14 protein-coding genes are annotated in these 14,408 nt (G+C 46.4%); 2 read left to right on the top strand and 12 right to left on the bottom strand.

From position 1 onward, the window contains the following. Positions 1–34 precede the first annotated feature (34 nt). From J7623_RS25440 to J7623_RS25395, 10 genes are all read right to left on the bottom strand, one after another. Positions 35–1,003 carry a YihY/virulence factor BrkB family protein gene (locus tag J7623_RS25440; protein WP_291925964.1) on the bottom strand — a complete coding sequence of 323 codons (969 nt, stop codon included), beginning with the start codon at positions 1,001–1,003 and terminating at the stop codon, positions 35–37. Positions 1,004–1,101: 98 nt separating this feature from the next. Beyond that, positions 1,102–2,154 carry an endolytic transglycosylase MltG gene (mltG, locus tag J7623_RS25435; RefSeq protein ID WP_291925962.1) on the bottom strand — a complete coding sequence of 351 codons (1,053 nt, stop codon included), beginning with the start codon at positions 2,152–2,154 and terminating at the stop codon, positions 1,102–1,104. A gap of 130 nt (positions 2,155–2,284) precedes the next feature. Further along, positions 2,285–2,644, bottom strand: a complete 360-nt coding sequence (gene secG / locus J7623_RS25430) for a preprotein translocase subunit SecG (RefSeq protein ID WP_291925959.1) — start codon at positions 2,642–2,644, stop codon at positions 2,285–2,287. A gap of 6 nt (positions 2,645–2,650) precedes the next feature. Continuing rightward, positions 2,651–3,928 carry a hypothetical protein gene (locus tag J7623_RS25425; protein WP_291925957.1) on the bottom strand — a complete coding sequence of 426 codons (1,278 nt, stop codon included), beginning with the start codon at positions 3,926–3,928 and terminating at the stop codon, positions 2,651–2,653. 34 nt (positions 3,929–3,962) lie between these two features. Beyond that, positions 3,963–4,484, bottom strand: coding sequence for an LptE family protein (locus tag J7623_RS25420; protein ID WP_291925954.1), 522 nt, complete (start codon positions 4,482–4,484; stop codon positions 3,963–3,965). Positions 4,485–4,507: 23 nt separating this feature from the next. Further along, positions 4,508–5,746 carry a sigma-54 dependent transcriptional regulator gene (locus J7623_RS25415; protein WP_291925951.1) on the bottom strand — a complete coding sequence of 413 codons (1,239 nt, stop codon included), beginning with the start codon at positions 5,744–5,746 and terminating at the stop codon, positions 4,508–4,510. Positions 5,747–5,803: 57 nt separating this feature from the next. Further along, complete coding sequence (gene miaB, locus J7623_RS25410) at positions 5,804–7,216, bottom strand: tRNA (N6-isopentenyl adenosine(37)-C2)-methylthiotransferase MiaB (protein ID WP_291925948.1); 1,413 nt, start codon at positions 7,214–7,216, stop codon at positions 5,804–5,806. A gap of 127 nt (positions 7,217–7,343) precedes the next feature. Beyond that, positions 7,344–7,847, bottom strand: a complete 504-nt coding sequence (locus tag J7623_RS25405; RefSeq protein ID WP_291925945.1) for a hypothetical protein — start codon at positions 7,845–7,847, stop codon at positions 7,344–7,346. A gap of 92 nt (positions 7,848–7,939) precedes the next feature. Next, positions 7,940–8,719 carry a (Fe-S)-binding protein gene (locus J7623_RS25400; RefSeq protein ID WP_291925943.1) on the bottom strand — a complete coding sequence of 260 codons (780 nt, stop codon included), beginning with the start codon at positions 8,717–8,719 and terminating at the stop codon, positions 7,940–7,942. A gap of 45 nt (positions 8,720–8,764) precedes the next feature. Beyond that, positions 8,765–10,078: a (Fe-S)-binding protein gene (locus J7623_RS25395; RefSeq protein ID WP_291925941.1), complete on the bottom strand. Its 1,314-nt coding sequence runs from the start codon at positions 10,076–10,078 to the stop codon at positions 8,765–8,767. Positions 10,079–10,318: 240 nt separating this feature from the next. On the opposite strand from J7623_RS25395, the gene J7623_RS25390 reads away from it, so the two are divergent. After that, positions 10,319–10,816 (top strand): phosphoribosyltransferase family protein, encoded by a 498-nt coding sequence (locus J7623_RS25390; RefSeq protein WP_291925939.1) that lies wholly within the window; start codon positions 10,319–10,321, stop codon positions 10,814–10,816. Positions 10,817–10,822: 6 nt separating this feature from the next. Here the strand turns inward: J7623_RS25390 and J7623_RS25385 are convergent, their stop codons facing one another. Both J7623_RS25385 and J7623_RS25380 read right to left on the bottom strand, forming a co-directional pair. Continuing rightward, positions 10,823–11,761 carry a DUF2279 domain-containing protein gene (locus J7623_RS25385; protein ID WP_291925938.1) on the bottom strand — a complete coding sequence of 313 codons (939 nt, stop codon included), beginning with the start codon at positions 11,759–11,761 and terminating at the stop codon, positions 10,823–10,825. A 92-nt stretch (positions 11,762–11,853) separates the two neighbouring features. Further along, positions 11,854–13,578, bottom strand: coding sequence for a phospho-sugar mutase (locus J7623_RS25380; protein ID WP_291925935.1), 1,725 nt, complete (start codon positions 13,576–13,578; stop codon positions 11,854–11,856). A 65-nt stretch (positions 13,579–13,643) separates the two neighbouring features. Between J7623_RS25380 and J7623_RS25375 the strand changes: the two genes are divergently transcribed. After that, the gene (locus J7623_RS25375; RefSeq protein WP_291925932.1) at positions 13,644–14,357 is read left to right on the top strand and encodes a protein-L-isoaspartate(D-aspartate) O-methyltransferase; all 714 of its coding nucleotides are present in this window, start codon (positions 13,644–13,646) and stop codon (positions 14,355–14,357) included. Positions 14,358–14,408 lie beyond the last annotated feature (51 nt).

Raw genomic sequence — 14,408 nt, 5'->3', positions numbered from 1 at the left:
ATATCGCGCAGGTATCGGACCAGTGGGGAATTGCTTAGGATTGATTAGCAGCCAGTTGCCTCTTTTTTTCTTCTTGTCTTGCATCACTGACGGTTCTGATACTGGCATTCAGTTCAAACCCGATCAGCAGGATAAGGGAGTTGAGGAAAATCCAAAGCATCAGTACCAGGATGGTGCCGATAGAGCCATAGATTTTATTGTAGTTACCGAAATTATTGACGAACCAGGAGAAGCCAACCGTTACCACGATCATGAAAACAGTGGCCACGGTGGCGCCGGCCGTGATGAATTTCCATCTACGGGTAGTAGCGGCGCCGATGCGGTACAGGAAACCGTTTACAGAATAAAACAGCATTACTATCACTACCCAGCGGCCTATATCAATCAGGTTTCTGAGCCAGTTACTTTTAATACCAATATGGTTAAATACCCAGCGCAGGGTAGCTCCCTGGGCGATAATTAGTGTAACAGTAATCAGGAGTAATATCACCAGTATAGCGGTTAATTGCAGCGCAATCAGGCGATTTTGCCACCATTTTCTTTTCCGGAAGCCTGCGCCCTGAATTTTACTAAAGGAGCGAAGTATCCCCATTACGCCGTTGGAAGAATAGAAAAACCCCATCAGGAAGGCGATAGAGAGCAATCCATTACGATGGGTGTACAGGAAATCGTGGATCATTCCCCTGACAATCATATAGGTGTTGTAGTTAGGGGTGAGATCTTCCGCGAGGTCGTACAGTGTAGGTTCTATGTTTTTTACAGGCACATAGGGTACGAGGGTAAAGAGGAAGATGAAAAAGGGTGGAATGGCCAACAGGAAATTGAATGAGATGGCCCTGGCGCGGTCGCCCAGCCCCCTGTTTTTGGTTTCCTGTCCGAAATGTTTCAGTACATCATACAACGGTAACCCTTCAAATCCGGGAAGGATAAGGGTTTTGGTCCGCTCTACCAGTCGGCGGTAGGGGCGGGAACGGAAGATGATGTTTTCGGGTTTGAAAGCCAATTAGCTGTTAGCTTTTAGCGATTAGCTGTTAGAAAATGCAGCGAAGAACTCCTCACTGTATTTTCTAACGGCTAATGGCCGGGTTATGGGAATATATTTTAGAATCCTCTTTTATTCAATTCTGCCTGGTACTTCCTGGCATTTACCAGGTGCTCTGCGTAGGTGGCAGCAAAAGCATGATATCCGGAGAAGTCGGATCTGGCACAAAAATAAAGGTAATCTGTTTCCGGAGTATTTAAAACTGCATTCAGTGTTTTTTCAGATGGGGTGCAGATGGGGCCGGGAGGGAAACCTTCATAACGGTAAGTGTTATACGGAGAATCGTACAGGGTATGATTTTCCCGTATTCTTTTCAAACCGAAATCCTGTAAAGCAAATTTCACAGTAGGATCTGCCTGCAGGCGCATGCCTTTACGGAAGCGGTTGAGATATACGCTGGCAATGAGTGGTTTCTCATCGTTTTTGTTACTTTCTTCTTCCACAATAGAGGCCAGTATGGTTACCTGGTTTTCGGTGAGGTGTAGTTTATCTGCTTTTTCCTTTCTCTCTTGTGTCCAGAATTCTTCTCTTTCTTTTTCCAGTTTTTTGAAGACGGCTTCCGCACCGGTGTTCCAGTAAAATTCGTATGTATTGGGGACTACTACGCACATCACGGTGTTGGTATCCAGGCCGAACTGGCGGAGGTATACGGCATCGCGCATGAGGGAACGGAGTATGCCCGAATCAGCTTCCAGGTTGGTACTTACCTTTCTGACAAAATCATCTTTGGTGCGTAATTTATTGATCACGAGTACAACCGGCGATTGTTTACCTGAGCGCAGCAGGCGGGCAATATCAAAGTTGCTCATGCCTCTTGTGATTTTGTAGCGGCCGGCTTTTACGCGGGAGGGATAATCCAGTTTTTGGGCTACCCAGTTAAAGCTGCTGCGGTTGCGTATAATACCTTGTTCTTCCAGGCCATCCAGCACATTGTTATAGGTGCTGTTGGTGTGTATATAGAAGTATTTATTATCGCCAAATGCTTTGGTGTTGGGACCAAATACGCGGTAAGAAATGTATACCAGGGCTCCGGCGGCCAGGCAGCCGGCCATCACCAGTATCCGTCTTATCCAGATGGATTTTGCGCTGGATGCTTTGCTTTTTTTAGCCATAGATAGTATTGGTCGTTACGAATGAGCGAATGCCGTTATGTGTCAGGTTTTTCATTTACTCGTCAGTCGCCATTAAAAAAAACCTCGCTTTTAACGGCGAGGTTTCAAGTATTATTATTCAATAAATCGCTTATTTGCCGGGAGTCGGAGCTGGAGCCGGTGCCGGAGTGTTTGGTAACTGAGCAGGAGGAGCCGACGGTGTAATGGGCGCGCCTGCACCAGCTTTTTCTATTGCACTAGGTGCCAGTGTTTGAGTTTTAGCGCTTTTACCAATGAAAAACGGAGCAGTGAGGCACAATACAGCAATCAGTATAGCCAGGATCCAGGTACCTTTTTCCAACACGTCAGTAGTCTGACGCACCCCAATCACCTGATTACCAACACCACCAAGGTTGCCGGAGAGTCCGCCACCTTTGGGGTTCTGGATCAGCACGAAGAAGCCTAACAAAACACAGGCTAATATGATCAGGATACCAAAAATTATCAACATAGTAAATTACTGTTTATTTTTTTTGTCTGTTTGTGACTTGAGTTCTAATATCTTTTGCGCAAAATAAGCGTTTTTGTCGGGATTAAGCAAACTTAATTTTTGATATATCTTAATCGCGTTGCCATATTGCTGCTGCCGTACCCAGATTTCCGCCAGGGTTTCCGACACGATATCGTTGTTGAATACAATGGAGTCCATGGCCATTTTCTCAACTGTTTCAGAAACCTCGGGTTCATCGTCTTCTTCATAAATCCGGTGTAACTGCTGGTGATACCAGTCTTTGCTGGTTTTACCCACAAAGTTATCCTTCATTTGCCGCAGCCAGGAGGTAAAGCTCTTCATTTCAGCGGCGCCCTTTGCATTCAGCTCGTCTGCTTCTTCCGGATTTTTCAATCTTTTATAAGCAAAATAATCATCTGTATAGAGTGGCTGGAAAATCAGTTCTGTTTCTTCTGTAGCAGTGGTTAAAGGGAAAATTTTAATGGGCAACGCTTCTTCCGGCGCTGGCGCAGGAGCGGGCGTTTCCGGTAGTGCTGTGATCACGGCCGCCGCAGGAGCAGTGGCATTTTCTGTCACATCTTCCGTAGCAGCAGCAAAATGTGGTATTTCCTCATCCGCAATGGAAACGGTAGGAGTAGATTCCGTGTGATGGCTTTCTGGCAGGGCATCTTCAGGGATGACAACCGGAATGCGGTCTTCTACTACCGGTAAAGCAGTGGTAGCAGCTATTTCTTCTACCACATTGGCCGACATATCAACAGGCACCACTTCATCATGAATGGTGACCGGGATAGGGCTGTCTGCCACCGTTAAAACCGGAGCCGCTGCTTCAACAGCCGTTACTTCGGATAATGGCGCTGCGGGCAGGGCATCTTCAGGGATGGCTATCGGAATACGGTCTTCCACTACCGGTAAACTGATGGTAGCGGCTATTTCTTCCACAACGGATGTAGTATCATCGGCTACTGCATCGGGAGCAGTGATCGTTTCAACGGGCAATGTATCTTCCGGAAGGGCCGGGCTAACCCGGTTCACTACTTCCTGTAATATCTGTTCTTCTGAAATCACCTGGTACGCGTAATGATGCTGGTTGGTATAAAGCAAGGCCTTTTTCACAGCGGGACTTTGAAGGTCGCCGGTTTTCTGGAACACTTTTCTGGCCAGCAACAGGCGGGCAGCAGAAAAATACGGGTGATCCGCTACCAACTGTTCCATCGCTTCTTCATTTACCAAATGAAGAGAGGGTTGAAGAAACACATGCGCTATAATCCTGTTTGCCGTCATAGGTTGCTAATGTAATAAAAAAAACGACTAGACCTTACCAGTTGGCAAAAGCCCTGTTAAAGATATCATCAGTAATACCCGGAATAATATTGTTTTCCAGCAGGTTATTTTCTACAGTGCTGGGCAACTGGCTGGCGGGGAATTCGGCAGAACGGGAGAACGATTGGGTAAATCCTTTTTTATCGCCTACCCGTTTGATAAACGTAACATTTACAGTGACATTCAAACGGGAGGTAGCTGCCTGGTCTACATTTGTTACTGCCGCATTGGAGAACGAGTAGCCGGTGATGGTAGATTTAAATTCGTAGTCTGCTCTTGGTTCCGTTTCATTTACCTGTGTTAAACGGGTTTGCCCTGTTACCTTATCGCGCAGTTTCTGTGTCAGTTTCTGGCTTAAAGTAGGGTTGTTGATAGGGGCCCTGTTCTCAATAAAGCGGATGTTCACCGTTTTGGCTTCCTGGTCTATACTGGCGCCGGTGGTGGAATATTTTACGCTGCAACCGGCTAAAACCGAGAGCAGTGCGATGGATATAAATGCTTTGATGCTGGTTATCATTGTGATGCTGCTATTAAATTCGTTTATTCGGCGATGTTATATTCTTTCAATTTACGATAAAGTGTTCTTTCGGAAATCCCCAGGTCGAGCGCTGCATCCTTACGTTTGCCTTTGTGTTTTTTCAGCGCTTTCACAATGAGTTCTTTTTCTTTGTCGGCAATAGACAAGGTTTCTTCTACTTCTTCGTGATGATCAATTTTATTATCTGCCAGGATAATGGGTTGGGTACTGCTGATGCCTGGGCCCGGAGCGGGCGTCATTTCAGCAGGTGATGCATAACTGTGTATCACGTGGTTGTCCACTGCATATTCCGAAGGATGTGGCATATTCGGATTCTGGAGAATATCGAAGAACATTTTCTTTACTTCGGTGACATCTTTTTTCATGTCGAAGAAAAGCTTGTAGAGGATATCTCTTTCGCTGTTGAAATCGTTGTTGGCCGGTTGTGGTGCCGCCAGCATCGGCAGGCGGTTTACCTCCGGTTGGTCTGGCAGGAAGCGTTTCAGGTCGTTGGCAGTCACCAGTTTATCGGACGACAGCACCGAAATTTGTTCCGCAATATTTTTCAGTTCGCGGATATTACCTCTCCAGGGATAGTTCACGAGAATGTTACGTGCTTCTTCATCCAGTTGAATAGAGGGTGTTTTATATTTTTCGGAGAAGTCTACCGAGAATTTCCTGAACAGCAGGGGAATATCTTCTTTGCGGTCGCGCAGGGCGGGAACGCGGATAGGTACGGTATTGAGACGGTAGTAGAGGTCTTCGCGGAACTTACCCTGTTGCGTGCGTTCCAGCAAATCGCGGTTGGTGGCGGCTACTACGCGTACATCTGTTTTCTGTACTTTGGATGAACCTACACGGATATACTCCCCGGTTTCCAGTACGCGCAACAGGCGGGCCTGTGTACCCATGGGCATTTCACCAATTTCATCGAGGAAAATGGTACCGCCGTTTACGGTTTCGAAGTATCCTTTACGGCTGTCGACCGCACCGGTGAAGGATCCTTTCTCATGGCCAAACAGCTCTGAGTCGATGGTTCCTTCCGGAATGGCGCCGCAGTTAACGGCTATAAAAGGATTATGTTTACGTGCGCTGAGGGCATGAATGATTTGTGAAAAAACCTCTTTACCAACCCCGCTTTCTCCATTGATTAATACAGTAAGATCAGTATTGGCTACCTGAACAGCCACCTGCAATGCATAGTTGAGTGCCGGACTACTGCCGATAATGCCAAACCTGTTTTTTATAGCCTGAATGTCCATAAGCGGTTGTTCATGTGTTTGATGGTTAAAAATATCATCTCTGTTACCAGAGTACTGTTATTGTACGGCTTTTCCAATCAGTGTACCGGAAGTACAGCTTTCTACCTTTACCAGCACATAATCGCCCTTTTTAAAGTTTTCTTTAGGGAATACGATTACTTTATTCTGATCATTACGGCCAAAAAGTTGTTCATCGGAACGTTTGGAGGTACCTTCTACCAGTACCCTGAAAGTTTTGCCGACTTCTTTTTCCATAGTAGCCTGCGAATGGCCACGATATAATTCTACTACTTCTGCCAGTCTTCTTTTCTTTACGTCTTCCGGTACATCGTCTTTATAGCGGCGTTCTGCCAGGGTGCCCGGGCGTTCGGAATAGAAGTACATGTAGGCCAGGTCATATTTCGCAAACTCCATGAGGCTGAGGGTATCCTGGTGGTCTTCTTCTGTTTCTGTGCAGAAGCCAGTGATGATATCGGTAGAAAGGCCACAGTCGGGGATCAGCTCACGGATGCGGGTTACTTTTTTCATGTACCATTCACGGGTATACGTGCGGTTCATGAGTTGTAATATGCGGGTGCTACCGCTTTGTACCGGCAGGTGAATATAGTTGCAGATGTTATCGTACTTCATCATGGTGAAGAGTACTTCGTCTGTAATGTCTTTAGGATGGGAGGTGCTGAAACGTACGCGCAGCAAAGGATTGATGAGCGCTACTTTTTCCAGCAGCATGGCAAAGGTCACGGTTTCCTGTCCGTCGCTGCTGTTCCAGTAGTAGGAGTCTACGTTCTGGCCCAGGAGGGTTACTTCACGGTAGCCGTTGGCAAACAGCTCTTCGGCTTCCCTGACAATGGAATGTGCGTCGCGGCTGCGTTCCCGGCCACGGGTAAAAGGTACCACGCAGAAGGTGCACATGTTATTACAGCCACGCATAATGGATACAAAGGAGGTAACCCCGTTGTTATCCAGTCGCACAGGGCTGATATCACCATAAGTTTCTTCCCGGCTTAATAGCACGTTCACAGACTTCTGACCGGCATCCGCTTCTGCAATCAGTGCAGGCAGGCTGCGGTAAGCATCGGGCCCTACTACCAGGTCTACCAGTTTTTCCTCTTCCAACAGTTTGCCTTTGATACGTTCGGCCATACATCCTAACACGCCTACCAGCATGCCGGGTGTTTGCTGTTTTAATTTTTTGAATTCGGTCAAACGTTTACGCACGGTCTGTTCCGCTTTTTCGCGGATAGAGCAGGTATTGAGCAGGATCAGGTTGGCTTCCTCCGTGTTACGGGTAGGGCCATAACCTTCTGCTCCGAGTATAGACGCAACAATTTCACTATCATTGAAGTTCATCGCGCAGCCATAGCTCTCGATGTAGAATTTTTTAGTATATGTTTGGGTGCCTGTCGTTGCCGGAGAAAAGGCTTCTCCCTGGCGACTTTCATCATGCACTTTGGTATCCAGATCCAGCATCCTGACAAAAATTTAGGAAGGCAAAAATAGGTAATAAAAATAACAAAATGACAGAATGTCAGCAATCGGTTTAAAAATAAAAGCCCTGTAACAGGGGCTGTTACAGGGCCGGGAAATGATATCCGGATTACGCTTTCGCCGCCAGTTTTTTGGCTATCCAGCTGTCTTTCAATGGTTGCAGCCAGTGGGTATCCAATTCCTGCCGGGTTAGTACGGTATTATTCAGGTAAATGGTGTTTTCATCTATATAGCCTTTTTCCAACGCATAGGCCACCTGGGCCATTGGAAGGAGCTGTACCTTATCTTTTACAATAAAGCCCAGCAGCAGGCGATCAAACATATTTACTTCGTACTGTTTTTCAATGCTTTTAATGATCCGAACGGAACTATCGGTACTGCAACCGCTTACAGCTGTTTCCGTTTCATCTGCTATCAATATGATCAACTGGTTCAATACTACCTGTCCCCAGCCTTTTACAGGCGCTCCGTGTGCATTCCACTGTGCGGTGAACTGGGCCAGTTGTTCGTTGATTTCGAGTATCTCCTGTTCATTAAACGGTCTGTTGCTCTGGTATATCCACACCCTGGAGGCTGGAGAAAAGCCTGCAGGGAAGATGTTGTTAGTATTCATACTGCAAATTTAAAGAATTAGCGGTTAGCGATTACATTTAGTCCCGGTGATTATCTATCACGGCAGACTAAGAGGTTAATGGCTGGCTGCTGTTATTTCATGCTTTGCGCGATCAATTCCGCTATATCCAGCACTTTTACATCGTCTTCTTTACCGGCTTCTTTTACGCCGTCGGTGAGCATGGTCATACAGAAAGGGCAATTGGCAGCAATAACGGACGCACCGGTCGCTACGGCTTCATGTCCGCGTTCGAAGTTGATGCGGGTGCTACCTTTCTCTTCTTCTTTAAACATTTGTGCGCCGCCGGCACCACAGCATAAGCCTTTGCTGCGGCAGCGTTTCATTTCAACCAGCTCTGCATCCAGTGTTTCCAGCACTTTCCGTGGTGCTTCATAGATGTTATTGGCGCGACCGAGATAGCAGGAGTCGTGATAAGTGATTTTTTTGCCTTTAAAAGTGCCGCCTTCCTGCATCTTTATTTTCCCTTCATCGATCAGCGATTGCAGGAAAGTGGTGTGGTGAATCACTTCATAGTTGCCACCCAGCGCGGGATATTCGTTTTTCAGTGTATTAAAGCAATGTGGGCAGGCGGTGACTATTTTTTTCACACCATACATATTCAGGAGCTGAATATTATTCTGGGCCATCATCTGGAAAATAAATTCATTACCTGCTCTTCTTGCAGGATCCCCGGTGCAGCTTTCTTCTTTTCCTAAAATGGCAAATTGAATTCCTACTTTATCAAGGATAGTGGCAAATGCTTTGGTGATTTTTTGGGCGCGCTGATCAAAACTACCTGCACAACCCACCCAGAAAAGGACTTCAGGGGTTTCTCCATTTGCGGCATATTCTGCCATTGTTTTAATATGCATGCTGATTTTTTTAAAGTAATAGTGAAAAATGAGGACGGAGTCTATTTATTCCGTGGCCCATTTATCTCTGTCGTCCATGCTGAATTTCCATGGCGCCATGTTATTTTCAATGTTGCTGAACATACCGGTCCATTCTGCCGGTGCGCTGGATTCTTCCATCACCAGGTGACGGCGCAGTTGCAGGATGATGTCCAGCGGGTTAATGCTCACCGGGCATTCCTGCACACAGGCGTTACAGGTGGTGCAGGCACGGAGTTCTTCTTCAGAAATATAATCGCGCAGCAGGGTTTTGTTATCATCTGTAAAGGTGCCATTGGCTTTGATATTACGGCCTACTTCTTCCAGGCGGTCGCGTGTATCCATCATGATTTTCCGTGGCGACAACAGCTTACCGGTGATGTTGGCCGGACAGGCAGCACTGCAACGGCCGCATTCTGTACAGCTATATGCATCCAGTAAGTTTTTCCAGGTGAGGTCCATAACGTCTTTGGCGCCAAACTTAGGCATGGTATCGGAAGCAGGGGCGTTGGCCGCCAGCTCCGGCTGCAGCATTAATTGTACTTCCTGTTGTACGGCAGGCATATTTTCCATTTCACCTTTAGGCTCCAGGCTGGCGTAGTAAGCGTTAGGAAAGGCCAGGATAATATGCAGGTGTTTGGAATAGGGGAGGTAGTTGAGGAAGGCCAGCACACCAGTGATATGCAGCCACCAGCAGCCACGCTCTATCGCCTCCAGCGTACCGTCAGATAAGCCGCTGAACAGTGGGGTCAACATACCGGAGATCCAGAAGGAACCGGTAGGAATATAATGTGCTACCCCCCTGGCCTGCAGCGTTTGGTCAGCTGTATCCATTGTCAGAAACAGGGCCATTAACACGATTTCTGTGATCAGGATGTAGTTGGCATCGGAACGCGGCCATCCATCCAGGTCTTTGCTGATAAAGCGTTTAAGCTTCAAAATGTTTCTGCGGACCAGGAAAATGGCGCAGCCTGTGAGTACCAGTACCGCCAGTACTTCAAAAAGACTGATTAACACAGGGTATAAACTGCCTAATACGGGAACGAATAAACGATGAGTGCCTAATATCCCGTCCAGGATAATTTCCAGTATTTCAAGGTTGATAATCAGGAAGCCGGCATACACGAAAAAGTGGAGTACGGCGACCAGCGGATTACGGAACATTTTTTTCTGTCCGAAAGCCAGCAGGAAAAGATTTTTCCATCGGAGATCAGGGTGATCGCTCAGGTCTTTATCTCTTCCCAGCAATATGTTTTTCCTTATCTGTCCTGCTTTCCGGGCAAAAAGATACACTGCTGCCCCGAAGAGGATTACAAATAATAATTCTTGTACAATTCGCATTATCTCAGATTTGACTCCCTAATTTAGGGGATTTTTAGCTATTAGCTGTTAGCATCTAGGTTTTAATATATTGTATTTTAGCTGTTAGCTGTTAGCATCTAGCTTTTAGTATATTGTATTTTTATCGATGATTGATTTAGCGGTTAGCTATTAGCATCATTGTTTTATTGATGGCTGGTTTAGCTAAGAGCTAAGAGTTAAAAGCTAATTGCTAATAGTGAATTACTTATTTTTGCAACTATGGAAAACAGGAATATCATTCTAACGCAGGATATCATTCAAAAGAAAATTGAACGTATCGCTTACGAAATTTATGAATTGAACAGCGATGGTACAGATATCATCCTTGCCGGCATCTGGGACCGCGGTGTGATCGTTGCCCATAAAATAGCCGCCATACTGGAACAGATATCTCCCCTGAAAACCCATATTATAGAACTGCGCCTGGATAAACAAAACCCGGGAGAAGTAGTAGTATCTGAAGACATTGATTTTAATGATAAAGTAGTAGTGGTGGTAGATGATGTGGCTAACTCCGGCCGCACGATGTTGTATGCATTGAAACCATTATTGAAATTCTTACCTAAAAAAATCCAGACGGCCGTGCTGGTAGACCGCAAGCACAAGTCGTTTCCACTCTCGGTCGATTTCGTAGGCTATTCCCTGGCCACCACCTTACAGGATATGGTATTAGTGGAAATGAATGGGGAGGAAATTGTTTCCGCCTATTTTGAATAATCCGGACTAAAAATAGACCGCGTGTAGTTTTGCGTGTCCCTGCGAATTAATTTCCAGTGTTGGTGCAGGGAATTTGACCATGTTTAATACCTGGAACAGTACTTTCATGCCTTTTTTGCGGGTGGGAATTTTGGTAAAGTCTACATCAGGGGAAAGGTAGAATTGCCGGGTGCGCACCTGGTTGCTATAGTCGTAGTAATGGCCATTGTTATCCATCCAGGTATTATCCCGCCCGCCAATCATGCCCTGGGCGCCGTATCCTACGGCGATATTCAACCATTTGGGAAGGTGACTGCCTTTATTAAAAGAATATAGGTTGACAGATAACCAATAAGTTTGGGCGTTATAGTTTTTCAGTGTTCTTTCCCAGTAGGACTGGCCGAAAAGCTGATCTGCTTTTTCTCTTAATACCGGGTCGTCATAGCGTTGCGGGTGCGAAGAGAACTTCAGTTGAATACGTTGCTCATCCCAGGCCAGTTCCTGGCTGATCAGCAGGGCAGAGCCAACGGCGTTGGAGCCCATATCGCCCCAGGAAAATCCCCATTCAGACGAATAGCCATCCAATACTTCAATCACGGATTGAAAAGCCAGGCCACTAAGACCGCCGATCCAGATTTGCTTTTTCCTTGGAAGCCCCGACCAACGCCACATTTCACGGCTATATTTCCCGATAAAATAAGCGCTGAAAATATGCCCGGCTTTGTCCATCTGGTTCCATTCGTCCATATCATTGAAAAAATGAAATCCGGATCTGGGATAACCTTTATACCAGGCAGTGTTGAGTGCAGCCAGGCTGGCGCCATATAATGCAACAGTAGTGCCACTAAGCAGCCATACGTGGGAGTTAACAGTAGTATCCGGAATGGTAAAAAAGGGCACTTTTTTTTGTGCCGTGCTGCACAGGAACGACAGCGCCAGGATCAGGATAAGGCTTATTTTTTTCATGTGGGTAGCTAAACAATACCGGGAATATTGAAAGTGAGCATTACTTTCTTTCAACATTCCCGGTTTATATCCTCCTTTCCAGGTGGCAGGTATTATTTCAGGTCCATGTCCTGGATAATGCCATTTATTTTCTGATCCAGTTCAACGGTTACTTTATCATAGTCTGCCGCACTGTTCAGTGGTGCATTTACGCTGAAATAGAATTTAATTTTAGGTTCAGTACCGGAAGGACGGGCAGAAATCTTGCTGCCGTCTGCCAGTACAAACTGCAATACGTTGGATTTAGGCAGGTCCAGTGGTTTGATATCGCCGGTTTTGATATCCCTGATTTGCTGCAACTGGTAGTCGTAGAGTGTTACTACTGGTGAGCCATTGATAGTTACCGGTGGATTTTCGCGGTATCCGCGCATCATTTCGGCAATTTCTTCGGCGCCTCTCATTCCTTTTTTAGTAATTGAGATCAGGCTTTCTTTGTAGTAACCGTAACGTACGTAGATGTCGATCAGCTCTTCAAACAACGTTTTGCCATGGCTGCGTGCAACAGCGGCCATTTCGCAAATCATGGCAACAGAAGAGATGGCATCTTTATCACGGATATTGTTACCAATCATATAACCATATGATTCCTCTCCGCCACAGATGAAGTTTTCCTGTGGTTCTTTCCGGCGGATCAGGTCAGCGATCCATTTAAAGCCGGTGAGTACATTATAGCAGGTGATATTGTTTTTAGCGGCAAATACATCGATCAGGTCGGAGGTTACCACTGTTTTAGCGATATAGTCGTTCGGTTTAGCCAGGCCTTTACGCTTGCGGGCTTCTACGATGTAGTTGAACAGCAGCACACCGGTTTGGTTACCGTTGAGCAGGATCCATTCCCCTTTCAGGTCTTTCACGGCGATGCCTACACGATCCGCGTCGGGGTCGGTACCCAGGAGGATATCAGCATCAAGCTCCTTCGCCTTTTTCACGCCGAGGCTCATGGCTTCTGATTCTTCGGGGTTAGGATATACCACGGTAGGGAAGTTACCATCCGGGGTAGCCTGTTCCTGTACAATGTTTACGTTGGTAAAGCCATATTGCTGCAGTACGGCAGGTACCTGGGTAATGCCCGTGCCATGAATAGGCGTATATACTATTTTCAGGTCGTGTTGTTCTTTGATGATATCCGGGTTGATGGACAGGCTCACCAGTTCTTTCTGGTAGGCTGCATCTACGTCTTTACCGATCAGGGTAATATTGGATTCACCGCCGGTCCATTTCACCTCATCCGGGGAAGCGATGCTTTCCACTTCGCGGATTACGTTGCTGTCGTGTGGTGGTACCAGCTGTGCGCCGTCATTCCAGTAGGCTTTGTAGCCGTTGTATTCCTTTGGATTGTGGGAGGCGGTCAATACCACGCCGCCATGGCATTGCAGGTGGCGTATGGTGAAAGACAGTTCTGGCGTAGGCCGCAGGCTTTCGAACAGAAATACTTTGATATCGTTGGCAGCGAACACGTTGGCAACGGTTTCTGCAAAAAAGCGGGCATTATTGCGGCTGTCATGTGCAATGGCTATCTTAATTTCACCGATAAAGGTTTTTTTAAGGTAGTTGGCAAAGCCCTGGGTCGCCATCCCGAGGGTATATTTATTCATGCGGTTGGTACCTACACCCATGATACCGCGCAGGCCACCGGTACCGAATTCGAGGTTACGATAAAAGGCGTCATTTAATTCATCGGGGTTGCCTTCCTGCATTTTCTTCAATGTGGCAACGGTTTCAGCGTCGTAATTTCCGTTGAGCCATTGCGACACTTTGTTTTGAATATTGATATCCATGGTTCTTATTTTGTAAGCCGTAAGTGCTAAAATGGATTGTAAAATAAAAATAAAAAACGGAATGTGTGAAATTACAGATTTCAAAATACATTGAAAATCGTCCCGTAATGGTTAATTTTGCGGCCATGAGGCGGTATGAAGATACTTATAAACAAAAAGGATTACGCAAACAGTTAGTTGATAGTATTCGTCAGAAAGGTATTACAGATGAAAGCGTATTGGCGGCTATCGGCAATATTCCCAGGCATTTTTTCCTTGATACGGCTTTTGAAAGTATAGCTTATGACGACAGGGCTTTCCCTATCGGGGAGGGCCAAACTATTTCACAGCCATATACGGTGGCTTACCAGACCCAGTTGCTGGAAGTAAAACCTTATGAGAAAGTGCTGGAAATCGGTACCGGCAGCGCCTACCAGGCCTGTGTGCTGGCAGAGCTGAAAGCCAATGTTTTTAGCATAGAGCGGCAACGTAAGCTGTTTGACCAGGTAAAGTCATTTCCTTTTAAGTCGCAGTACCCCAACCTCCGCCTGTTTTATGGAGACGGTTACGAGGGGCTGTCTACTTATGCACCCTTTGATAAAGTGCTGGTGACCGCGGCCGCACCGCATATCCCCGAAAAGCTGCTGCAGCAGATGAAAGTGGGTGGTAAAATGGTGATCCCCGTAGGCGGGCAGGAAATCCAGCGTATGCTGCGGATCACTAAAATCAGCGAAACAGAGAATGAACAGGAACTGTTCGATAACTTTTCTTTTGTGCCCATGCTGGCCGGAAAGAAATAGTTTGGAGAGCAGAAAGCATAAAGCAAAAAGCTATTAAAGCGAATGACCAAA

The sequence above is a fragment of the Chitinophaga sp. genome, from assembly GCF_017745275.1.
Lineage (GTDB): Bacteria > Bacteroidota > Bacteroidia > Chitinophagales > Chitinophagaceae > Chitinophaga.
The sequence above is the reverse complement of the archived record's forward strand: the minus strand, read 5'-3'. Positions and strand labels throughout refer to the sequence as shown.

Excerpts from the sequence above, each read along its gene's own strand:
- J7623_RS25395 (WP_291925941.1), bottom strand. The coding sequence starts at position 10,078 with ATGCGAATTGTACAAGAATTATTATTTGTAATCCTCTTCGGGGCAGCA.
- J7623_RS25385 (WP_291925938.1), bottom strand. The coding sequence starts at position 11,761 with ATGAAAAAAATAAGCCTTATCCTGATCCTGGCGCTGTCGTTCCTGTGC.
- J7623_RS25380 (WP_291925935.1), bottom strand. The coding sequence starts at position 13,578 with ATGGATATCAATATTCAAAACAAAGTGTCGCAATGGCTCAACGGAAAT.
- J7623_RS25420 (WP_291925954.1), bottom strand. The coding sequence starts at position 4,484 with ATGATAACCAGCATCAAAGCATTTATATCCATCGCACTGCTCTCGGTT.
- miaB (WP_291925948.1), bottom strand. The coding sequence starts at position 7,216 with ATGCTGGATCTGGATACCAAAGTGCATGATGAAAGTCGCCAGGGAGAA.
- J7623_RS25415 (WP_291925951.1), bottom strand. The coding sequence starts at position 5,746 with ATGGACATTCAGGCTATAAAAAACAGGTTTGGCATTATCGGCAGTAGT.
- J7623_RS25390 (WP_291925939.1), top strand. The coding sequence starts at position 10,319 with ATGGAAAACAGGAATATCATTCTAACGCAGGATATCATTCAAAAGAAA.
- secG (WP_291925959.1), bottom strand. The coding sequence starts at position 2,644 with ATGTTGATAATTTTTGGTATCCTGATCATATTAGCCTGTGTTTTGTTA.
- mltG (WP_291925962.1), bottom strand. The coding sequence starts at position 2,154 with ATGGCTAAAAAAAGCAAAGCATCCAGCGCAAAATCCATCTGGATAAGA.
- J7623_RS25425 (WP_291925957.1), bottom strand. The coding sequence starts at position 3,928 with ATGACGGCAAACAGGATTATAGCGCATGTGTTTCTTCAACCCTCTCTT.
- J7623_RS25405 (WP_291925945.1), bottom strand. The coding sequence starts at position 7,847 with ATGAATACTAACAACATCTTCCCTGCAGGCTTTTCTCCAGCCTCCAGG.
- J7623_RS25400 (WP_291925943.1), bottom strand. The coding sequence starts at position 8,719 with ATGCATATTAAAACAATGGCAGAATATGCCGCAAATGGAGAAACCCCT.